Origin of the sequence: Bradyrhizobium sp. SZCCHNRI1009 (genome assembly GCF_032487575.1) — a bacterium.
Taxonomy (GTDB): Bacteria; Pseudomonadota; Alphaproteobacteria; order Rhizobiales; family Xanthobacteraceae; genus Bradyrhizobium.
Genome location: NZ_JAUEUL010000030.1, coordinates 33,390 through 53,572, shown reverse-complemented (window position 1 = coordinate 53,572; position 20,183 = coordinate 33,390). Strand labels below are relative to the sequence as shown.

Here is a 20,183-nt window from a genome sequence, read left to right as displayed (position 1 = left end):
GCATGGTGGCGTACATAATCGGCAACGTATCACCACAAACACCTCAAAATACCTCAGGCAACAAACTCCCCGAGGTCATCGAGCACGGCGAGCGCACCGTCGAACGTGTCGTCATGAAAGTAGAGGCTGCGCGTGATCAGCACGGGAACGCCGGCGCGGGTCGCAGCCATCAACCCGTTACCGGAGTCCTCGATCGCGATGCAACTGGCCGCGGGTAGATCGAGCTGCGACAAGACCTCCAGGTAGACATCCGGTGCAGGCTTCTTGCGCGCGACATCGTCGGCCGCCACGACGGCGGCAAATCCTGCCTCCCAGTCGGCGCCCAGCACGGGCGCCAACAGGGCATCGATATTGCCGCGCGTGGTCGTCGTCGCGATCGCGAGCCGCTGCCCGCGGGCCGAGGCAGCCTCCAGCAAGGCTTGAACGCCCGGGCGCAACGGGCAGCCCTTGTCGGCCATCAGCGCGGCAAACCGCTCCGTCTTGATGCGATGAAGCCGGGCAACGACGGCGTCGCTGAGCGGCGGACCCGTGCGCCGCATCTGGTCGAACGCACGGACGCGCTCCTTGCCACCGGTGACACGCAGCAGCTCCTTGTAGATGCGGCGGCCCCAGTGCCAGTCTATGCCCACCGCGACGAACGCCTCATTGAAGGCCTCGCGATGGATCTCCTCGGTCTCGGCCATCGTGCCGTCGACGTCGAAGATCAGTGCGCCGGCGTCGGCGATGCGGCGCCGGAGGTCGTCGAGCGGCGCGTTCCTCACCAGAGCCAGACTCATGATTGCGCCTCCACCCTGCCGTCTCCCGCGTCGGCCCCCTTGGCGAACACGCGGCTTGCCAGCACGTCGCTGGCTTCGATCGACATCACGTCATCGGACGTCAGCACGCGGTCGAGCCGCGACACCAGCCGGTTGGCCTGGCGCAGGCGGATCCGATCGAGCGCGTTGCGGATCGAGCGCGCGTTGGAGAACAAGGACTGGGTGCGCCGGACGGCGATGTACTTCTCGAAGGCGGCGCGGGCCTCCGGCGTGAAGCGGTAGTTCTGCCCCTCCAGCATCATCTCGGAGATCGTCAGCAGCTCGGCTTCCGAATAGTCGGGGAAGTCGATGTGGTGGGCGATGCGCGAGCGGAAGCCGGGATTGCTCTGGAAGAACTTCTCCATCCGGTCGGCATAGCCGGCAAGAATGACCACGAGGTCCTCGCGCTGCGACTCCATGATCTGCAGCAGGATCTCGATCGACTCCTGGCCGTAGTCGCGCTCGTTCTCGGGACGGTAGAGATAATAGGCCTCGTCGATGAAGAGGACCCCCCCCATCGCCTTCTTCAGCACCTCCTTGGTCTTCGGCGCGGTGTGGCCGATATATTGGCCGACGAGATCGTCGCGGGTCACGCTGATGACGTGGCCGCGGCGGACGAAGCCCAGCCGATGCAGGATGCCGGCCATGCGCAGCGCGACCGTGGTCTTGCCGGTGCCGGGATTGCCGGTGAACGACATGTGCAAGGTCGGAAACGTCGTCGCCAGCCCCATCTTGCGGCGGATCCGCTCCATCATCAGCAGCGAGGCGATTTCGCGGATTCGCGTCTTGACCGGGGTGAGCCCGACCAGCTCGCGGTCGAGCTGCTCCAGCACGGGTGCGATGTCGACGCTCTCGAACTCGCGGCGCAGGTCGACGGTGTCGACCGGCGTGGCCTTGTCGGCATCCGCCTGCGTGGCCTGCATCATGGGCTGGTGCTCCGCTTGGCCGAAGTTCGCACACGCTGGCGGCAGATCCTCCCGCGAACTCCGGCAAGCAGGGGACGCCGTCGAATCGGACTTGATCAATGCGGCAGAGCCGGCGCTGAAGTCCCCTCCCCGACGGGATGGGACTTCAGCGCGGTATTCTTATGAGTAGCGTTCGCCTTCAGGGCGCTCGGCCGCATAGGACCGCGTCGAGTAACGCAGATTGCGTCCGACGGTTTCCTGGCGGTCGAGCCGGAAGCCCGGCTCGTTCTGCGGCCGGTTGACGATGAAGGACAGCCGGATCGACTCCCAGCCATGGCTGGAGTCGAAGGCCGAGATGCGGATGTAGCGGTCGCCATAGATCTTCCGGCATTCGGACAGCTCGCGCATGATGCCGGCGGCGTCGCGCAGGTCGAACATCGGCAGGCCCCACATCTCCCAATAGGTGTTGCGGGGATGCGGATCGTCGGTGAACTCGATGTTCACGGCCCAATTCTTCTCGAGGCAGTACTGGATCTGGGCCGTGATCTGCTCGTCGGTCAGGTCGGGCAGGAAAGAAAAGCAACCCTGGGTCACGCGCATGTTGAAATCTCCTGATGTTGTGCTGCCGGGCGAGCCGGTGTCCGGCCCGCAGCACGGCGACGCATCGAACGTGGTTCAAGCGGCGGGGGTCACGGTCGGCACGAAGTCCGGCGAGTCCGTCGATTCGTAGTTGAAGGTGACGTCCTTCCAGATCTCCAGCGCCTCGCGCAGCGGCGTGCAGGTCTGTGCCGCCTTGGCCAGGATCTCAGGACCTTCATGCACGTAGTCGCGGCCCTCATTGCGGGCCAGGATCATCGCTTCCAGCGCGACGCGGTTGGCAGTCGCACCGGCGGCGATGCCGCGGGGATGGCCGATGGTGCCGCCGCCGAACTGCAGCACGACGTCCTCGCCGAGCAGGTCGAGCAACTGGTGCATCTGGCCGGCATGGATGCCGCCGGAGGCCACGGGCATCAGCTTGTTCAGGCTCGCCCAGTTCTGGTCGAAGAACACGCCATGCTCCAACCGCATCGGGTTGAAGTCCTCGCGGCAGATGTCGTAGTAGCCGCGGGTCGTGTTGGGATCGCCTTCGAGCTTGCCGACCACGGTGCCGGCATGGATGTGGTCCACGCCGGCGAGCCGCATCCACTTGGCGATGACGCGGAACGACACGCCGTGCGAGCGCTGCCGGGTGTAGGTCGAGTGCCCGGCGCGATGCAGATGCAGGATCATGTCGTTCCGGCGCGCCCACTTCGCCATCGACTGGATCGCGGTGTAGCCGATCACGAGGTCGATCATGATGATCGTCGAGCCGAGCTCCTTGGCGAACTCGGCACGCTCATACATGTCCTCCATCGTCGCCGCTGTCACGTTGAGGTAGGTGCCCTTGATCTCGCCGGTCGCCGCCTGCGCCTTGTTGACCGCCTCCATGCAATACAGGAAGCGCTCGCGCCAATGCATGAACGGCTGCGAGTTGATGTTCTCGTCGTCCTTGGTGAAGTCGAGTCCGCCCTTCAGCGCCTCGTAGACCACGCGACCGTAGTTGCGGCCGGACAGGCCGAGCTTCGGCTTGACGGTGGCGCCGAGCAAGGGACGGCCGAACTTGTCGAGCCGCTCGCGCTCGACGACGATGCCGGTCGCCGGACCCTGGAACGTCTTCACATAGGCGACAGGAAGCCGCATGTCTTCGAGCCGCAGCGCCTTCAGCGGCTTGAAGCCGAACACGTTGCCGATGATCGAGGCCGTCAGGTTGGCGATCGAGCCCGGCTCGAACAGGTCGAGATCATAGGCGATGTAGGCGAAATAGCTGCCCGGCGAGCCCGGCACCGGCTCGACCCGGTAGCACTTGGCGCGATACTTCTCGGCGGCGGTCAGGCGGTCGGTCCACACCACGGTCCAGGTCGCGGTCGAGGATTCACCGGCGACGGCAGCGCACGCCTCGACCGGGTCGACGCCATCCTGCGGCGTGACGCGGAACAGCGCGATGACATCGGTGTCCTTGGGCTGGTAGGACGGCTCCCAGTAGCCCATCTTCTTGTATTCCATCACGCCGGACTTGTAGCGATCCTTGCCGCGGACGGTGATCGATTGGTCGTTCATGTGTTCCTCCTGAATGTTCATTATCGCCGTTGATGTCAGGCAGCTTCAGTCATTCCCCCAATTCGCGGATCGAGCGCGCCGGAGCGGTAGCGCTTGGCCATCTCCGACAGCGGCAGCACCTTGATCTTCGAGGCGTTGCCGGCGGCGCCGAACTGCTCGAACCGCTCGCGGCAGAGATCACGCATCGAGTCCATCGCCGGCTTCAGGAACTTGCGCGGATCAAATTCGACCTTCGAGGACGCGCCGACCTTGCGGAAGATCGCGGTCATCGCCAGCCGGCAGTCGGTGTCGATGTTGACCTTGCGGACGCCGTGGCGGATGCCGCGCACGATCTCCTCGACCGGCACGCCCCAGGTCTGCGGCATCTCGCCGCCGAACTGGTTGAACATGTCCTGCAGGCTCTGCGGCACCGAGGACGAGCCGTGCATGACGAGATGCGTGTTCGGCAGCCGGCGATGGATCTCCTCGATGACGTTCATGGCGAGGATCTCGCCATCCGGCTTGCGCGAGAACTTGTAGGCGCCATGCGAGGTGCCCATCGCGATCGCCAGCGCATCGACCTTGGTGGCGCGGACGAAATCGACCGCCTGGTCGGGATCGGTCAGCAGTTGGTCGCGGCTGACCTTGCCCTCGAGGCCGTGGCCGTCCTCCTGCTCGCCGCCGCCATGCTCGAGCGAGCCGAGCACGCCGAGCTCGCCCTCGACCGAGGCGCCGACCCAATGCGCCATGTCGGTGACGCGGCGGGTGATGTCGACGTTGTAGTCGTAGTCGGCGGCCGTCTTGGCATCGGCCTTGAGCGAGCCGTCCATCATCACGGACGTGAATCCGTATTTGATCGCGGTGGCGCAGGTCGCCTCGTCGTTGCCGTGGTCCTGATGCAGGCAGAGCGGGATCTGCGGATACATCTCCTCCAGCGCGTCGATCATCTTCGACAGCATGATGTCGCCGGCATAGGTGCGCGCGCCGCGCGAGGCCTGGATGATCACGGGGGCATCGACCGCCGCGGCCGCCTCCATGATCGCGAGCCCCTGCTCCATGTTGTTGATGTTGAACGCCGGCACGCCGTAGCCGCGCTCGGCCGCATGGTCCAGCAATTGTCTGAGCGTGATCCGCGCCATGTTGGTCTCCGTCCCTGTTTCGATGTTCTGTATGGCGGCGCGGCTCAGGACGCCCGCGCCCGGATGATGTTGCGCATCGCCGCATCGGCGACCGCCGCAGGCGTGATGCCGAATTCGCGGTACAGCACCTCGGCCGGCGCCGAGGCGCCGAAGCCGTGCATGCCGACGAACTCGCCGGCATCGCCGAGCCAGCGCGCCCAGTCACCCTCGATCGCGGCTTCGACTCCGATACGTGGCGCAGCGCCGAGCACCTCGGCGCGATACTCGGCGGACTGCTTGCGGAACAGCTCGAAGCAGGGGGCCGACACCACGGCCGCCTGGACGCCTTCGACCGCCAGCAGCTTGGCCGCCTCCAGCGCGATCGCCACCTCCGAGCCGGTCGCAATCAAGGTCACGTCGCGCCCAGCCTCGGGCTCGACGACCACGTAGGCGCCGAGCGCCACCTTGTTTTGATCAGATGCTTCGGTACGGAACGCCGGCAGCCCCTGCCGCGACAGGCACAGCACCGACGGCGAGGTCTCCGCACGCAGCGCGCAGTCCCAGGCTTCCGCCGTCTCGACCGCGTCGGCCGGGCGGAATACCAGGAGGTTCGGAATGGCGCGCAGGCTCGCGACATGCTCGACCGGCTGATGCGTCGGGCCGTCCTCGCCGAGGCCGATGGAATCGTGCGTCATCACGTGAATGACGCGGATGCCCATCAGCGCGGCCAGGCGAATCGCCGGCCGGCTGTAGTCGGCAAAGGCAAGGAAGGTGCCGCCATAGGGAATGAAGCCGCCATGCAGCGCGATGCCGTTCATGGCCGCAGCCATCGCGTGTTCGCGCACACCATAGTGGATGTAGTTGCCATCCATCGCGGCCGGTGTGACGGATTTGTGCGTCTTCGCCTTGGTCAGGTTGGAGTGGGTCAGGTCCGCCGAGCCGCCGAGCAGGTTCGGCAGCACCGTCGCGATCACATCGATGACGTTCTGCGACGCCTGGCGGGTGGCGATCTTCGGCCGCTCGGCCGTGAGCTGCGCGATGAACTGCGCCATGCGCTCGGCATAGGCGGCCGGCAGCTTCCTGTTCAGCGCATCATGACAGGGCGAGCGGTCCGCGGTGCACAGCCTGCGCGCACGCTCCTTCCAGGCCTGGCGCACGCTGCGGCCGCGCGCGCCGATCTCGCGCCAGCTCACCAGCACGTCGGCCGGGACCTCGAACGGACGGTGCGGCCAGTGCAGTGCCGCGCGGGTCTTTTCGACCTCCTCCGGCCCGAGCGGCGCGCCATGCGCCTTCTCCGAGCCCTGCCGTCCGGGTGAGCCGAAGCCGATCGTGGTCCGGCACGCGATCATGGTGGGGCGGTTGCTCTGCCGCGCCACAGCGATCGCAGCCTCGATGGCTTCGGGATCATGGCCGTCGATGCGGGACGTCGCCCAGCCCGACGCGGCGAAGCGTCCGAGCTGATCATCCGAGCAGGCGAGATCGGTCGAGCCGTCGATCGAGATGCCGTTGTCGTCGAACAACACGATCAAGCGATTCAGCTTGAGATGACCCGCGAGCGAGATCGCCTCGTGGCTGATGCCCTCCATCAGGCAGCCGTCGCCGGCGATCACGTAGGTGTAGTGATCGACCAGATCGTCGCCATAGCGCGCGTTCATCAGGCGCTCGGCGAGCGCCATGCCGACCGCCGTCGCGATGCCCTGCCCGAGCGGACCGGTGGTGGTCTCGACGCCGGGCGTGTGGCCATACTCCGGATGGCCCGGCGTCTTGGCGCCCCATTGCCGGAACCGCTTCAGCTCATCGATCGTGACGGCCTCGTAGCCGGTCAGATGCAGCAGCGCATAGAGCAGCATCGAGCCGTGACCGGCCGACAGCACGAAGCGGTCGCGATCGGGCCAGGCCGGATCGGCGGGATCGAATTTCATGAAGCGCGAGAAAAGGACGGTTGCCACGTCGGCCATGCCCATCGGCATGCCTGGATGACCCGATTTCGCCTTTTCGACGGCGTCGATCGCGAGGAAGCGGATGGCGTTCGCCATCTCGGCATGGCTGGGATCGGCTTTCGGAGCCAGCGTCTGCACGGCGTTGGCGGTCATAGCGTGCGCCTCTTTCGGTCCATCAGTTGCATGATCATGGGGGTGAGAATGAGCTGCATCGCGAGATCGAGCTTGGCGCCGTGGATCACGATCGAATTGGCGCGCGACATGAAGCTCTGCGGGATCATCGAGAGCAGATAGGGAAAGTCGATGCCGCGCGGGTTCTTCAGCCGGATCACGACCATCGATTCATCGGGCGTCGGGATCCAGCGGGCAACGAACGGGTTCGAGGTGTCGACCGTCGGCACACGCTGGAAGTTGATGTCGGTCTCCGAGAACTGCGGGATGATGTAGTTCACGTAGTCTGGCATGCGGCGCAGGATCGTGTCGGTGACCGCCTCGGTCGTGTAGCCGCGCGACGCGCGGTCGCGGTGCAGCTTCTGGATCCACTCCAGGTTCATCACCGGAACAACGCCGATCTTCAGATCGGCGTGCTGCGCGATGTTGACCTTCTCGGTGACGACCGCGCCGTGCAGGCCTTCGTAGAACAGCAGGTCGGAGTCCTCCGGCAACCGGCTCCACTCGGTGAAGTTGCCGGGCCTCGTGTCGTAGAGCCGCGCCTCCTCCTCGTCGTGGACGTAGTGGCGCGTCATGCCGGTGCCGGTCTCGGAGTAGTCGCGGAAGGTCTTCTCGAGCTCCTCGAACAGATTGGTGTCGGGGCTGAAATGGCTGAAGTGCTTGTTGCCGAGCTCGGCCTCCTCGACCATCTTGCGGCGCATCTCCTCGCGATTGTAGCGATGGAAGGCATCGCCCTCGATATAGGCCGCCTTGACGTTCTCGCGGCGGAAGATGTTCTCGAAGGTCTTCTTGACCGACGTGGTGCCGGCGCCCGACGAGCCGGTGATCGAGATGATGGGATGACGACGTGACATGAACTTTCTCCGGAAGGCGCGTTCGGCAGGCGGGCTCAGCGGAACAGGCCGCGCCGCGCGAACAGGGGCGCATCGCTGGTTTCGAACAGCGGCTCGATGCCCTCATGCAGTTGGTCGACGTCGCGGACGAGGCGGACGTCGCCCATGATCAGCGGCGCGCGCTGATGCGGCGAGCGCGCCGACAGTTCGAGGATGCGCGCGCGGCCGCTCGAGGCTGAGCCGCCGGCCCATTCCATGATCAGCGCCATCGGATGCGCTTCGTAGACCAGCCGCAGCCGGCCCTCGCGATAGCCCGGGCGGGAGTCGGCCGGATAGAGGAACACGCCGCCGCGCATCAGGATACGATAGGCCTCGGCGACCAGCGAGGCGATCCAGCGCATGTTGAAGTCGCGGCCGCGCGGGCCGGCGGCGCCCGACAGGCATTCGTCGACATAGTTGCGCACGGTCCCGCTCCAGTGGCGGCGGTTCGACGCGTTGATGGCGAACTCCGGCGTATCCTGCGGGATGCGGATCCCGGACTTGGCGAGCATGAACTCGTGCAAGGTCGGATGCAGGACGTAGAGATCGACGCGATGGTCGATCGCGAGCACCAGGCAGGTCTGCGGTCCATAGACGAAGAAGCCGGCGGCAAGCTGTGCCGTGCCGGGCTCGAAGAAGCTGGAGAGCACGTCGCGCCCCCGCGGGCGGATCGAGAAGATGGTGCCGACGGAGATGTTGTTCTGCAGGTTCGACGAGCCGTCGAGCGGGTCGATCGCCACGCAAAGTGGGGCAGCAGCATTGACCGTTTCCGGCCGGTCGCCCTCTTCGGACAGGATGCCGGCGACCGGAGCCCGGCGCAGCGCCTCCCGCATCAGGTTGTCGGCGACGATGTCGAGCGCCTTCTGGACGTCGCCGTCGGCGTTCACGGTGGCAGCGCCTTCGTCGACGCCGGACAGCGGCGCGACCGCGATCTGCCGCGCGAGCTCGCGCGCCGCCCCGGCCAGAGCCGCGATGACCGCGGCGCAATCGGCGTCGGCACCCTGCGCCGCCAGATGTGCCTGCAATGTCTGATGATGATCCATCTGGTGATCCATGGGCCACTCCCTCGCCATCAGATCCTCTGCCGGGAACTTGATGAAGCCGCACGAATGCGTCGTGCCGCGCTGCTATCAACACTCGATTTGCCTAATTAGGGAAATTTCAATATCTTTGGATAGACCAAAGTTTTCCTTATACTGGCGATCTCACCGAGGGTTCCATGAGCCGGCACTTCTCCCGCGATCTCACCATCCGCCAGCTTCGGGCGCTGGCCGCCGTGCAAAACTCGGGGTCGGTGACGTCAGCGGCCGGTCGGTTGAACCTCACGCAGCCGGCCGTGACCCTGCAGATCCGCAATCTTCAGGAGCTCGCCGGGCTGCCGCTGATCCAGCGCACCACCGACGGCATGATCCTGACCGAGGCCGGGCGCAGCGTGCTGGCGCTGGCCGAACGCGTCGAGGCCGCCTTGCAGGATTGCGAGCAGGCGCTCGACATTCTCGCCGGACGCAGCGGCGGCCGCGTGGCGATCGGCGCGGTCAGCACCGCGAAATATTTCGTGCCGTTTGCGATCGCGGAATTCTCGCGGCGCTTCCCCAAGATCGACGTCACCTTGCGGATCGGCAACCGCGACAGCCTGCGCGAGGCGCTGCGCGGCTACGATCTCGACATCGCCATCATGGGCCGGCCGCCGGCCGACGTGCCCGTGGATATGCGGCCCTTTGGCAAGCACCCGCACGTCATCATCGCCCCGGCCAACCACCGGCTGGCGCGCCGCAAGCGGATCGCGGCCGGGGATCTCGCCGGCGAGGTGTTCATCACCCGGGAGCCGGGATCGGGCACCCGTCTGCTGATGGAGACATTCTTCGAGAAGCATGGTCTGAAGCCAAAGACCAGCATGGAGATGGACAGCAACGAGACCATCAAGCAGGCGGTCATCGCCGGCCTCGGCATCGCCTTCATCTCGCAGCACACCGTCGCCCATGAGCTCAGCGAGGGGCGGCTGGTGACGTTGAAGGTCGCGGGCCTGCCGATCATCCGGCAGTGGCACGCGGTGCGCCGCGCCGACAAGCTGCTGCTGCCGCCGGCGCAGGCGATGCTGGATTTCCTCGGCAAGGAGGGCGCGCGGTTTCTGCCGAGCTGAGCGCCGCACCCGATGCCAAGGCGGCGTCGCGTCTCGCATGGCGCCGTCTCACCAATCGATCTCGAACCGGCAGGCCTCGTCACCCCAGGCTTCGCAGGCGATCTCACGCGCATGGGCGTCGGGGTGCACGAGCGTTGCGAACAGCGTCTCGAAGGTCGCAGCGTAGAAGTCGCAGATGGCGTGATCGCCGTGATGGCCGCGGCACAGCGGACAATGGCTGATCTGGTAGATGGTGGGCCGGCCCGGGCGTGCGGTGAAGGTGCCGGTCCCGGCAAACGTCCAGGCATGCGCGGATATCGCCCGCGTCAGCGCGCGGCTCGCGAGCCGGGCCGGCAGCAGCCGGAGCACACGTTGCGCCGCGCCGGGGATGCGATGCGCAAGCAGATAGGCGCCGGTCAGCCGCCCTGCCCTGGTGCTGACGGCACGCGCGGTCTCGTCGTCGAGCTCGGTCCGAAGCGCACGATGGAGCCGCGAGACCTCGGCTTCGTCGACCATCGCCGCTGGAGGCGTCGCGAGATAGGTGTCGAGCCGCGCGGCCGCGAACACGCAGCGCGCGGCCTCCTCACCGTGCAGCAGGCGCAAGGCTTCCGCGGTCTGGATGATCGCATTGGGGCCGATGCGCCCGGCGATGTGGCTTTCAGCGAGACCGTCCGCATGGTCCGACGTAGCGGCCGCGCGCCGCAGCGGAACATGCTGAGCGCGCGTGCCGTGCATGTCAGTGCACCCTCGTCTCGGCCTCTTCGCTCATCTGCTCGGTGCCGCCGCCGCAGGCCATCAGCTGGGCCTGCTGCGGTCCGCTCAGCTTGCGATTATGGCTCGTCTTCCATTCGATCTTGCCGGGATCAGCGCGCTTGCGCGACGTATCGAAGCCGAAATCGACCTTGCCCTTGGACTGCGGCCCCCAGTAATTGACGCGGCCAAGATCGTAGAATTTCCGCTCGAAGCCGGATTTCAGGAACGCCTTGAGGCAGCCGAGCAGATAGCGCCTGCGCTCGCCCGAGCCGGCCCACGGGTACGAGAACAGCGCCTTGTGCATGTAGAAGCGGCGGTAGTTGTTCATGACGCCGTCGAGCAGCTCGCCGCGATCCATTGCGTCGGGCTTCATGATCGGCGTGACGAAATTGTACTTCTCGTAGTCGAAGATCTCGACCTTGTCGCCGAGGTCGCGGAACAGGTCGGAGAATGGCCACGGCGTGTACATCGCCCAGTTGGCGAGGTCCGGCTTCCAGTCGCGCGCCATCTGGTAGGTCTCTTCCAGGGTCTCGCGGGTCTCGTTCTCCAGGCCGACGATGAACTGCGCTTCGACGACGATGCCGGCGTCGCGCAGCAGCTGGATCGCCTTCTTGTTCTGCGCGACCGTGGTCTCCTTGTTGAAGCGGTCGAGCTTCATCTGCGCCGCGGCTTCCGTCCCCAGCGAGACGTGGATCAGGCCGGCCTTGCGGTACAGCGGCAGCAGCGCCTCGTCGCGCAGGATGTCGGTGACGCGGGTGTTGATGCCCCAGAGGATCTTGAGGTCGCGGCGGATCAGCTCCTCGCAGAAGGCTATGAACTTCTTCTTGTTGATGGTCGGCTCCTCGTCGGCGAGGATGAAGAAGCCGACATCGTGCTCGCGCATCAGTGTCTCGATCTCGTCGACCACCCTCTTCGGGTCTCGGATGCGATAGTCGCGCCAGAACTTCCACTGCGAGCAGAAGCTGCAGGTGAACGGGCAGCCGCGCGCCATGTTGGGGATGGCGACGCGCTTGTTCATCGGGATATAGATGTATTTGCTCCATTCGAGCACGCTCCAGTCGGGCGTGATCGCATCGAGATTCTTCACCGTCGGCGCCGCCACCGTGGCCACCACCTCCGAGCCGTCGCGATAGGCGATGCCCCTGATGCTGCGGCGGTCGTTGTCCCAGCGGCCGTCCTCGCGGGCGCGCATCAGGTCGACGATGATCTCCTCGCCCTCGCCGCGCACGATGGCGTCGATCCACGGCGCCTCGGTCAGCACCTGCTGGTACATGAAGGTGGCGTGGATGCCGCCGAGCACGGTGAGCGCGTCGGGATGCTCTTCCCTGGCGATCTCCAGCAGCCGCTCGGCCTTGTAGATCGAGGGTGTGATCGCGGTGCAGCCAATCACGTCAGGCTGTTCGCTGCGCAGAATGGCGCGGACCTGATCCTCGGAGAGATCGTTGGTCATCGCATCGATGAAGCGAAGGTCCGTGAAGCCCGCGGCCTTCAGCGCGCCGGAGATGTAGGCCGCCCAGGCCGGCGGCCAGTTGCCGGCGATCTCGGCGCCGCCGGAGTGATAATTCGGATGCAGCAACAAGATCCGCACGGCGTTCTCCCCGACTACCAATTTGTCCAACAATCTTAACGTCAAGTTAGATTGACAAATTGATATGGCTCAAACGCCGTGCAATTCCTCTTCCGTCAGGCCGCCAGCGCGAGGCCCATCTCGGCCCAGATCTCCGAGAGCGCCGACACCAGATGCTCAATGTCCGCATCGGAGTGATAAGGCGACGGCGTGATGCGCAGCCGCTCGGTGCCGCGTGGCACCGTCGGATAGTTGATCGGCTGCACATAGATGCCGTAGCGGTCGAGCAGGACGTCGCTGATCCGCTTGCACAGCACGGGGTCGCGCACCATCACCGGCACGATGTGGCTGGGATTGTCGAGATGGCTGACGCCGGCCTCGTCGAGCCGGCGGCGCAGCCGCGCGACGCGGTCTTGATGCCTTGCACGCTCGACATTGCTCGCCTTGAGATGCCGGATGCTGGTGAGCGCGCCGGCGGCGACCGCGGGGGGCAGCGAGCTGGAGAAGATGAATCCGGAGGCGAAGCTGCGGACGAAATCGCAGACGGTGCTGGACGCCGTGATGTAGCCGCCGATCACGCCGAACGCCTTGGCCAGGGTCCCCTCGATCACGGTCAGGCGATCGGCGACACCGTCGCGCTCCGAGATGCCGCCGCCGCGCGGACCGTACAGGCCGACGGCGTGGACCTCGTCGAGATAGGTCATGGCGTTGTATTCGTCGGCGACGTCGCAGATATCGGAGATCGGCGAGATGTCGCCGTCCATCGAATAGACGCTCTCGAACGCGATCAGCTTCGGCGCCTTGGGATCGAGATCCGACAGCTTGTCGCGGAGGTCGGCGACGTCGTTGTGGCGCCAGATCCGGGTCTCGCAGCGGCTGTGGCGGATGCCCTCGATCATCGAGGCGTGGTTGAGCTCGTCGGACAGGATCACGCAGCCGGGCATGCGCGCGGCCAGGGTCGACAGCGAGGTCCAATTCGAGACGTAGCCGGAGTTGAACAAGAGCGCCGCCTGCTTGCCGTGGAGGTCGGCGAGCTCCTCCTCCAGCAGCACATGATAGTGATTGGTGCCGCTGATGTTGCGGGTGCCGCCGGCGCCGGCGCCGCAGCGGTCGAGCGCCTCGTGCATCACCTCCAGCACCTTGGGGTGCTGGCCCATGCCGAGATAGTCGTTGGAGCACCACACCGCGACATCGCGCTCGCCATGGGGGCCACGATAGGTCGCACGCGGGAAGGCGCCGGCCTTGCGCTCGAGGTCGGCGAACACGCGGTAGCGTCCTTCGCGCCTGAGACCGTCGAGCTGGCGGCGGAAATAGTCTTCGTAGTTCATGGTACTCCCCCCTGTGCTGTGTTCGGATCGACCGGCGGCGTGACCGACACCGCGGCCAGTCCCGTGATGGTTTGCGCCTGCGCGTCAGCGCGGGCCTGGCGATAGGCCTGGCGGAACTGCTCTTCGAGCCGCTGCCGCGCCAGGGCGGCAGCAGTCTTCTGCGCCGACATCGACGTCTTTGGCGCAGGCATGGGGCGCTCCACCTCAGGCGTGGCCGGCACGACGGCCAGCACCGGACGCGCCATGGGCATCACGGGCGCCGGTGCCGGGATGGCAGCGACGGTCGCCATCGCGGGCTCGACTGGCGCGCTCCAGCGCCACAGATTGATCACCGGCATCGGCAGCGCCATGAAGCCATGCTCGAGCAGGCCGAGCGCGATCAACGAGGCGAGCAGTGACAGCGCGACGCCGTCGAAAGAGGATTTGGCGCCGAGCGCGGCAGCAGCGACCAGCACGGTCGCGGTGGTCGCCGCGGCAATCGAGAATGGGAACAGCAGGTTGGTCGACTTCTTGGCGAAATAGCTGCGCATGAAGCGAACCTGCTGCGGCAGCAGTTCGTCGTTCAAGGTGCGCACGCCGAGGAACAGATTGATCTTCGCGCTCTGCCTGAGCACCAGCAGCGCGGCGAAGGTCCACCAGCTCAGACGGTTGGGCGCGCCCGATGTCACCGCGAAGACGAGGCCAGCGGTCGCGATCAGCGCCAGCTCGTGATAGGCGATCGCCTGCAGCGCGAAGCCGACGCGCGAGGCCGGCGTGCAGTCGCGCGGGCACGGCTCGGGGCGTGGGCCGGTGATCCAGCCGGCGAGCAGCGACATCTCCACCGTGCCCCACAGCAGGATCGCGCAGGTGAAGGCGCAATAGGCGTTGGCGTCCTCGGCGGCCTGGCTCGACACCGCGACGCCCGACAGGGCCGCGACGAACGCCGCGGCCGTGCCCCATTTGAACGCGGCCGGATGGCGGGCGGCGAGCCCGACCAACGCCAGCACGGCGCCGGTCGAGAACCACCAGACGAACACGACATAGGGAATGGCAATCGCGGTCGCGCCCATGGCCGGCTCCTTGTCACCAGGCGGGTTGCAGCCTGATCTCCCGTGGCAGCGCGTTGCTCTTGGCCGGCAGCATGTAGAGCCGGCCGAAGGTCAGCGCCGCCTTGAGCGGCAGCACGGCGCGCTTGAGCGTGCCCATGATGCCGCCCTGCGCCTTGGCATCCGCAATCGCCTCCGATATCCCGCGCAGCCGCTTCAGGCCGTCCCAGAAGCGCGGATTGTCGATGTCGAGCATCACCGGGAAGACCTGCCGCGAAATCTCCGAGGTGATGCGGAACACGCGCATGTCGTACTCGTCCACGGGCATGCCGAGCGCCTCGTAGAAGGCGGGACGCATGTGGTCGCGGACGTGCATCGTGGCGAACACTGCGAGCAGGAAGAACTTGATCCACAGCTTGTTGAGGCCGTTGAGCAGCTTCGGATCGGCGCGCATCAGCAGCGCGAACGCCTCGCCGTGGCGGAACTCGTCGTTGCACCACCTCTCGAACCACTTGAAAATCGGGTGAAACTGGCGCTCCGGGTTCCGCTCCATCTGCCGATAGATGGTGATGTAGCGGGCATAGCCGATCTTCTCGGAGAGATAGGTCGCGTAGAAGATGAACTTCGGCTTGAAGTAGGTGTACTTCTTCGTCTTGGTGAGGAAGCTCAGATCGACGCCGATGCCGTGATCCTTGAGGATTTCGTTGATGAAGCCGGCGTGGCGGGCCTCGTCGCGGCTCATGAACTGGAACAGCTCGCGGATGTCGGGATTGGTGATCCGCTTCTTGATCTCGGCATAGAGCACGCAGCCGGAGAACTCGGCGGTCAGCGACGACACCAGGAAGTCCTTGAACTCGGCGCGAAGCGCCTCCGGAAGATCGTTGAGATCCTTGTCGAATTCCGGCGTCCGCACGAAGTGCTTGCGGTTGTGGTCGGCGCGCAGCTCGGCCATGACAGCATCCCATTCGCGGCGCACCAGGTCGACATTGAGCCGGTCCATCGCCGCGAAATCCGTGGTGTAGAAGCGTGGCGTGAGGATCGTGTCCTCCAGCGCCATCTTGGTGGAGATATTGCCGGATCCGCCTTCCATTGCGATCATCTGACCCTCCCGTCCGAAAAGCTGACGTCGTACAGTTCCGTGAGCTCGAGATAGCCCGCGACATGCATCATCGCGCGCTTCAAGGGACCGGCCCGAACGACGGTAGCGGTGCGCCGCAAATTGAGCTGCTCGCCGAACTTGACCGTGATCGGCTCGCCATGAATGACGACCTCGTCACCCGGGCGGATGCCGACATCGCGGTCCAGAGTGACATGCGCGTGCAGCGTTTCCGAGGTCTGCTCGACCTCGATGCTGCAGCCGATCTCGAAGCGGCGCGGCTCGTTGGCCCATAATCCTCTCATCGCGTTTCTCCCATCGTCATCAGCTCCGTGAACCGGCGCTTGTTGTCGTTGCCGAACGACCCGAGATCGACGCGCCGTCCGGTCGCCGGATCGTCCAGGCTCATGCGTCCATCGGACCAGCGGTTGATCGTGAAGGCCGGCCCCGAACCGATCGCGTGACGCTGGCGATCGAACGCCATGCTGCGCAGGACCGTGCGCAGGAAGCCGTCGCCGCCGGCCTCGACGACTCCGACCACCTTGCCGCTGTCGGGCGACACGACGGAGATGCCGCCATCGGGACGGTCCTCGAACCGCAGCGCCACCGTTTGCACGGCGACAGCGTGATCGATGTGGACAGTGCCTACACCCGTCCAGCGGCCGACGCCGGCCGCAACCAGGGTGAAGGCAACCAGTGCGAAGGCCGCGCGCAGCGCGCCCTTCGGAATGACGATCTCAGGTTCGGCGTGAACATCGACATGGCTCTCGGCTTGGCTCATGACATCCTCCTGATCACGCCGCGCTGGCGACCGCACCCGCAGGCGACGCGCCTTGCGGCTGTCCGTTGCCCGCGGCGATCGGCTGCGCCGCGACCGCGCCGTCCGAGGCCGCGACCAGCGCCTTTGCGAGGATCTCGGCCGCCTCGCGGGCATCAGGCACGCCGCGCAGCATCGGCTCGACCTCGTTCAGCCGCCACGGACGCGCATGCGGCCACAGCAGCAGATAGGACAGCCGCTGCTGGGCGGTGACGCCGAGCGGCAGATCGCCGGAGCCGTCGGAGAACAGCTTCACGTCGGCGCGCGAGACCTGCTTGAACGGCACGTTCAAGGTCATCGGCAGCACGGCGCCGAACTGCAGCAGCACGCGGCGGCTGGTGATGGTGTAGCGCGTGGTGCGGCTGTAGAGCACCGCGAGGCCCGTGAGCAGCAGCGTCGCGAGCGCCACAGGCGTCACCAGCGAGGACGCGCCGGCGAGCGAGGCCGCGAGCGGCTGGTGATCCAGCGTGCCCGTCACCACGCGGGCGCCGAACAGCGCCGCGAAGTAGGCGAGCACCAGGCGCAGGTGGAAGACGCGCAGCAGCAGCGCCTTCACCGTGGGCTGTCCCTGCCACAACAGGCGCTCGCCTGCCGGCAGCATCAGCTGATCCTGGTCCCGACCGGTGCTCACAGCAGCGGCTCCTGGCGTGCAGGGGTCGCATAGAGATGGCCGCCGCCGTAGTAGCCGACGATCTTGTCCTCCTCGAGCTTGGTGACCTGATCGGGGCTGGCGAGACCGGGCACGCTGGCGAATTGCGAGCCGAGAATGGCGTCGACCAGCACCGCCTTGCGCGACTTGTCGACGATGGCCATGGTCATCGGCAGCAGCACGTGGCGTCCGACGATGCCCTCGACCTCGACTTCGAGATAGCGGATCAGCATCTCGGCGCGGTCGACCCAGACCTCGCGGACCTTGCCGCCGAGCCTGCCGTCGCAGCCGATCACCGGCATGCCGCGCGGATCCGGGTCCTCCGAGGCGATGAAGATGCTGCCGTCGACGCGCAGCGGCACGATCGCGGGGATGTTGTCCATGGTCAGCTCCGGCTCGTCCTTGCGCGCGGCGAAGGAGCCCGGGCCGACGCCGTCGAGCATCGGATTGCCGGTCGGCAGATAGGGCGTGCCGGGCCAGGGATACATCGGCGTGACCGGCACATCGGCGCGGTCGTTGTCCCAGTTCGGCAGAGTCGCGGTGCGCCCGCCATGCATGTGATAGGTCTTGGGTGACGGCGGCGTCGGGAAGCCGTGACCGCTCGACGCCGTCTGCCGGCCGATCCGGCCTTCGAACTGCAGCGGATAGCCTTCGCGCTTGTCCTCGGTGCGCAGGTAGAAGATCAGGCCTGCGAAGAACACCCAGAACCCGTAAAGCACCACCTGGGCGACATCGATGTAGCTCGTGAAAGACGTCATGGCTTCCTCCCCGACTGGGCTAACCTGGAAATTCAACGATTCCGAATTGAAGCTGCTGTGGCTCCGCCGCCCGCCGCCGCACCAGCGGCCCGATCACCGCAAGGGTGACGAACAGCAGCGCGATCTCGACGTGGTAGACGATGCTGTAGCCGGTCGCCGGCCCGGCGAGCGCGACGCCGAGGCTTCCATTCGATGCCAGCTGCGACATCACATCGCGAATGGCGCCACCGCCGGCGATGGCTACACCCGCTGACGTCGCCTGCACTGCGCCCCAGGCGCCGAGCGCGAGCCCGCTCTCGCCGTTCTGCACCAGCGCCATCGCCGCCGTCAGCGTGCCAACCGCGAACAGGCCGCCGCCGAATCCGATCAGCGTCGTGCCGATCCGGAACAGCAGGGGCGAGGCGAGCGGCGCCGAGAAGATGACCGCGGAGAACGCGAACAGCCCGACGAGTCCGCCGAGCGCTGCGATCCGATAGGGATCGGCGCCCTTGCCCAGCTGGCGCGCCGACAGGCCGAAGCCTGCGAGCGTGCCGGCTGCGAACAATGCGGTCAGCGCCGTGGTTTCGCCGACCGTGAGGTGAAGGATCTCCGCGCCATACGGCTCGAGCAGGATGTCCTGCATCGTGAAGCCGGCCGTGCCGAGCCCGACCGCGACCAGCACCCGCATCGAGCCGCCGGCCTCGCGGAACTGCCGCCAGGAATCGCCGAAGCGCGGCCGCTCACGTGCAGCCGACGTGCGCGAGGGATCGCGCGCCTCCTGCTTCCACAGCGCGATGATGTTGAGCACCATCTCGGTCAGCGCCGCGCCCTGGATGACCTGGATCAGCCGCATCTCGCTGAACTCGGCGAGCAGCCCGCCGAAGGTCAGCGCGCTCGCCATCATGCCGAACATCAGCATCACGTAGAGGAAGGCGACCACGCGCGGGCGCGACTGCTCAGGGGCAATGTCTGTGGCAAGGGACAGGCCGGCGGTCTGGGTCGTATGCAGGCCGGCGCCGACCAGCAGGAAGGCCAAACCCGCACCGATGCGGCCAGCGATCACCTGGCCCGGCGCGTCGCCCGACGACAGCAAGAGCAGCGCGAACGGCATGATCGCGAGGCCGCCGAACTGCAGCAAGGTGCCCATCCAGATGTAGGGCACGCGGCGCCAGCCCAGCACCGAGCGATGATGGTCGGACTTGAAGCCGATCAGCACCCGCAGCGGCGCAAACACCAACGGCAGCGCCACCATGGTCGCGACCAGCCAGGAGGGCACGCCGAGCTCGACGATCATGACGCGGTTGAGCGTGCCGTTGAGCAGCACCACCGATATGCCGATCGAGACCTGGAACAGCGACAGCCGCATCAGGCGCGACAGCGGCAGCTCGGTCGAGGCGGCATCCGCGAACGGCAGATAGCGCGACGACAGCCGCGTCCACAGTTGCAGGACCGATGGTGCGCGCGCGCTCATGACGGACGGAGCTCCAGCGCTTGCGAAATGTAGAAGCCGTTGGCGATGCGGCTGCTGCGCGCGCAGCGCCAGTCGGCGAGATCATGATTGTCGGCGATGAGACGATACAGCTTCTGCTCCGCGACCGGCTCGATCGACGGCGCGCGATTGCCACGCGGAAACAGGCCGCCGACCGCATGCATGACGGCCAGCAGCGGCGTGCGCGGTGCGTAGGTCATCAGAATGGATTCGGAAGTGCGCGCGGCGAGGCCCGCCACGATCCGCACCGCATCCTCGGCGCGGTAGTGGATGAAGGAATCCATTGCGACGACGAAGTTGAAGCCGCCATGCTTGGGATCGAGCATGTCGCCCGCCACGAACTTGATCGCGCTGCGGCTGATGTCGTCGGGCAGCCGGCGCTGGGCGATCTCTATAAGCGTGGGCGAGATGTCGACGGCGACCACCTCGGCGCCCCGCCGCGCGGCCTCGATGGAAAAGCTGCCGGTGCCGCAGCCGGCGTCGAGAACCCGCGCGCCGCGCAGATCGAGCGGCAGCCATGACAGCAGCGTCCGCCGCATCTCGTCACGGCCGGCCCGCACCGTGGCGCGAATGCGGCCCACCGGCGCGTCCGAAGTCAGCCGCGTCCAGGCGGCGACCGCGGTGCGGTCGAAATAGGTCTCCACTTCACTGCGCCGGGCGAGATAGTCCGCTGTGGTCATCGGCTAGC

At 66.4% G+C, this 20,183-nt stretch carries 20 protein-coding genes; 1 reads left to right on the top strand and 19 read right to left on the bottom strand.

The annotated features are described in order from the left end of the window. Positions 1-53: 53 nt before the first annotated feature. The 8 genes from QX010_RS30395 to QX010_RS30360 form a co-directional block, all read right to left on the bottom strand. Positions 54-776: an HAD-IA family hydrolase gene (locus QX010_RS30395; protein WP_315803481.1), complete on the bottom strand. Its 723-nt coding sequence runs from the start codon at positions 774-776 to the stop codon at positions 54-56. Continuing rightward, complete coding sequence (gene cbbX / locus QX010_RS30390; protein ID WP_316183334.1) at positions 773-1,717, bottom strand: CbbX protein; 945 nt, start codon at positions 1,715-1,717, stop codon at positions 773-775. The genes QX010_RS30395 and cbbX overlap by 4 nt, the downstream gene beginning before the upstream one ends. Positions 1,718-1,879: 162 nt before the next feature. Further along, entirely contained in the window at positions 1,880-2,299 is a 420-nt protein-coding gene (locus tag QX010_RS30385) for a ribulose bisphosphate carboxylase small subunit (RefSeq protein WP_316183328.1), read from the bottom strand. 75 nt (positions 2,300-2,374) lie between these two features. Then, a complete protein-coding gene (locus QX010_RS30380) occupies positions 2,375-3,835 on the bottom strand; it encodes a form I ribulose bisphosphate carboxylase large subunit (RefSeq protein ID WP_315803479.1) in 1,461 nt (486 codons plus the stop codon). A 35-nt stretch (positions 3,836-3,870) separates the two neighbouring features. Beyond that, positions 3,871-4,953, bottom strand: a complete 1,083-nt coding sequence (gene fba / locus QX010_RS30375; protein ID WP_315803478.1) for a class II fructose-bisphosphate aldolase — start codon at positions 4,951-4,953, stop codon at positions 3,871-3,873. A gap of 44 nt (positions 4,954-4,997) precedes the next feature. After that, positions 4,998-7,025 (bottom strand): transketolase, encoded by a 2,028-nt coding sequence (tkt, locus tag QX010_RS30370; RefSeq protein WP_316183327.1) that lies wholly within the window; start codon positions 7,023-7,025, stop codon positions 4,998-5,000. Continuing rightward, positions 7,022-7,897, bottom strand: coding sequence for a phosphoribulokinase (locus tag QX010_RS30365; protein WP_315803476.1), 876 nt, complete (start codon positions 7,895-7,897; stop codon positions 7,022-7,024). Before QX010_RS30365 ends, tkt begins: the two co-directional genes overlap by 4 nt. A 35-nt stretch (positions 7,898-7,932) precedes the next feature. Continuing rightward, positions 7,933-8,988 carry a class 1 fructose-bisphosphatase gene (locus QX010_RS30360; RefSeq protein ID WP_316183326.1) on the bottom strand — a complete coding sequence of 352 codons (1,056 nt, stop codon included), beginning with the start codon at positions 8,986-8,988 and terminating at the stop codon, positions 7,933-7,935. 146 nt (positions 8,989-9,134) lie between these two features. Here QX010_RS30360 and QX010_RS30355 point away from each other — a divergent pair, with 146 nt between their 5' ends. Beyond that, positions 9,135-10,055, top strand: coding sequence for a LysR family transcriptional regulator (locus tag QX010_RS30355; RefSeq protein ID WP_316183325.1), 921 nt, complete (start codon positions 9,135-9,137; stop codon positions 10,053-10,055). 48 nt (positions 10,056-10,103) lie between these two features. On the opposite strand, the gene bchJ is transcribed toward QX010_RS30355, so the two are convergent. The 11 genes from bchJ to bchM all read right to left on the bottom strand — a co-directional run bounded on the left by bchJ (position 10,104) and on the right by bchM (position 20,175). Further along, on the bottom strand, positions 10,104-10,769 hold the full coding sequence (gene bchJ / locus QX010_RS30350; RefSeq protein WP_316183324.1) for a bacteriochlorophyll 4-vinyl reductase: 666 nt from the start codon (positions 10,767-10,769) through the stop codon (positions 10,104-10,106). Between the two features lies 1 nt (position 10,770). Then, complete coding sequence (gene bchE, locus QX010_RS30345; RefSeq protein WP_316183323.1) at positions 10,771-12,375, bottom strand: magnesium-protoporphyrin IX monomethyl ester anaerobic oxidative cyclase; 1,605 nt, start codon at positions 12,373-12,375, stop codon at positions 10,771-10,773. A 95-nt stretch (positions 12,376-12,470) separates the two neighbouring features. Continuing rightward, entirely contained in the window at positions 12,471-13,682 is a 1,212-nt protein-coding gene (gene hemA, locus QX010_RS30340; RefSeq protein WP_316183322.1) for a 5-aminolevulinate synthase, read from the bottom strand. Next, positions 13,679-14,731, bottom strand: coding sequence for a putative photosynthetic complex assembly protein PuhE (puhE, locus tag QX010_RS30335; protein WP_316183321.1), 1,053 nt, complete (start codon positions 14,729-14,731; stop codon positions 13,679-13,681). Before puhE ends, hemA begins: the two co-directional genes overlap by 4 nt. Before the next feature lie 13 nt (positions 14,732-14,744). Continuing rightward, positions 14,745-15,806 carry a magnesium-protoporphyrin IX monomethyl ester (oxidative) cyclase gene (gene acsF, locus QX010_RS30330; RefSeq protein WP_316183320.1) on the bottom strand — a complete coding sequence of 354 codons (1,062 nt, stop codon included), beginning with the start codon at positions 15,804-15,806 and terminating at the stop codon, positions 14,745-14,747. Next, positions 15,803-16,108, bottom strand: a complete 306-nt coding sequence (locus tag QX010_RS30325; RefSeq protein ID WP_316183319.1) for a hypothetical protein — start codon at positions 16,106-16,108, stop codon at positions 15,803-15,805. The genes acsF and QX010_RS30325 overlap by 4 nt, the downstream gene beginning before the upstream one ends. After that, on the bottom strand, positions 16,105-16,584 hold the full coding sequence (gene puhC / locus QX010_RS30320; protein WP_316183318.1) for a photosynthetic complex assembly protein PuhC: 480 nt from the start codon (positions 16,582-16,584) through the stop codon (positions 16,105-16,107). Before puhC ends, QX010_RS30325 begins: the two co-directional genes overlap by 4 nt. 13 nt (positions 16,585-16,597) lie before the next feature. Beyond that, a complete protein-coding gene (gene puhB / locus QX010_RS30315; protein WP_410051993.1) occupies positions 16,598-17,221 on the bottom strand; it encodes a photosynthetic complex putative assembly protein PuhB in 624 nt (207 codons plus the stop codon). Positions 17,222-17,247: 26 nt separating this feature from the next. Then, on the bottom strand, positions 17,248-18,027 hold the full coding sequence (gene puhA / locus QX010_RS30310) for a photosynthetic reaction center subunit H (protein ID WP_316183316.1): 780 nt from the start codon (positions 18,025-18,027) through the stop codon (positions 17,248-17,250). A gap of 19 nt (positions 18,028-18,046) precedes the next feature. Beyond that, entirely contained in the window at positions 18,047-19,477 is a 1,431-nt protein-coding gene (locus QX010_RS30305) for a BCD family MFS transporter (protein ID WP_316183315.1), read from the bottom strand. Next, entirely contained in the window at positions 19,474-20,175 is a 702-nt protein-coding gene (bchM, locus tag QX010_RS30300) for a magnesium protoporphyrin IX methyltransferase (protein WP_316183314.1), read from the bottom strand. The genes QX010_RS30305 and bchM overlap by 4 nt, the downstream gene beginning before the upstream one ends. Positions 20,176-20,183 lie beyond the last annotated feature (8 nt).

Bases quoted from the DNA above. Each gene is read 5' to 3' on its own strand.
- bchJ (WP_316183324.1), bottom strand. From the start codon at position 10,769: ATGCACGGCACGCGCGCTCAGCATGTTCCGCTGCGGCGCGCGGCCGCT.
- puhB (WP_410051993.1), bottom strand. From the start codon at position 17,221: ATGCTGCCGGCAGGCGAGCGCCTGTTGTGGCAGGGACAGCCCACGGTG.
- acsF (WP_316183320.1), bottom strand. From the start codon at position 15,806: ATGATCGCAATGGAAGGCGGATCCGGCAATATCTCCACCAAGATGGCG.
- hemA (WP_316183322.1), bottom strand. From the start codon at position 13,682: ATGAACTACGAAGACTATTTCCGCCGCCAGCTCGACGGTCTCAGGCGC.
- bchM (WP_316183314.1), bottom strand. From the start codon at position 20,175: ATGACCACAGCGGACTATCTCGCCCGGCGCAGTGAAGTGGAGACCTAT.
- puhC (WP_316183318.1), bottom strand. From the start codon at position 16,584: ATGAGCCAAGCCGAGAGCCATGTCGATGTTCACGCCGAACCTGAGATC.
- QX010_RS30385 (WP_316183328.1), bottom strand. From the start codon at position 2,299: ATGCGCGTGACCCAGGGTTGCTTTTCTTTCCTGCCCGACCTGACCGAC.
- puhA (WP_316183316.1), bottom strand. From the start codon at position 18,027: ATGACGTCTTTCACGAGCTACATCGATGTCGCCCAGGTGGTGCTTTAC.
- QX010_RS30325 (WP_316183319.1), bottom strand. From the start codon at position 16,108: ATGAGAGGATTATGGGCCAACGAGCCGCGCCGCTTCGAGATCGGCTGC.
- cbbX (WP_316183334.1), bottom strand. From the start codon at position 1,717: ATGCAGGCCACGCAGGCGGATGCCGACAAGGCCACGCCGGTCGACACC.
- QX010_RS30355 (WP_316183325.1), top strand. From the start codon at position 9,135: ATGAGCCGGCACTTCTCCCGCGATCTCACCATCCGCCAGCTTCGGGCG.
- QX010_RS30380 (WP_315803479.1), bottom strand. From the start codon at position 3,835: ATGAACGACCAATCGATCACCGTCCGCGGCAAGGATCGCTACAAGTCC.
- QX010_RS30360 (WP_316183326.1), bottom strand. From the start codon at position 8,988: ATGGCGAGGGAGTGGCCCATGGATCACCAGATGGATCATCATCAGACA.
- tkt (WP_316183327.1), bottom strand. From the start codon at position 7,025: ATGACCGCCAACGCCGTGCAGACGCTGGCTCCGAAAGCCGATCCCAGC.
- QX010_RS30305 (WP_316183315.1), bottom strand. From the start codon at position 19,477: ATGAGCGCGCGCGCACCATCGGTCCTGCAACTGTGGACGCGGCTGTCG.
- puhE (WP_316183321.1), bottom strand. From the start codon at position 14,731: ATGGGCGCGACCGCGATTGCCATTCCCTATGTCGTGTTCGTCTGGTGG.
- fba (WP_315803478.1), bottom strand. From the start codon at position 4,953: ATGGCGCGGATCACGCTCAGACAATTGCTGGACCATGCGGCCGAGCGC.
- QX010_RS30365 (WP_315803476.1), bottom strand. From the start codon at position 7,897: ATGTCACGTCGTCATCCCATCATCTCGATCACCGGCTCGTCGGGCGCC.
- QX010_RS30395 (WP_315803481.1), bottom strand. From the start codon at position 776: ATGAGTCTGGCTCTGGTGAGGAACGCGCCGCTCGACGACCTCCGGCGC.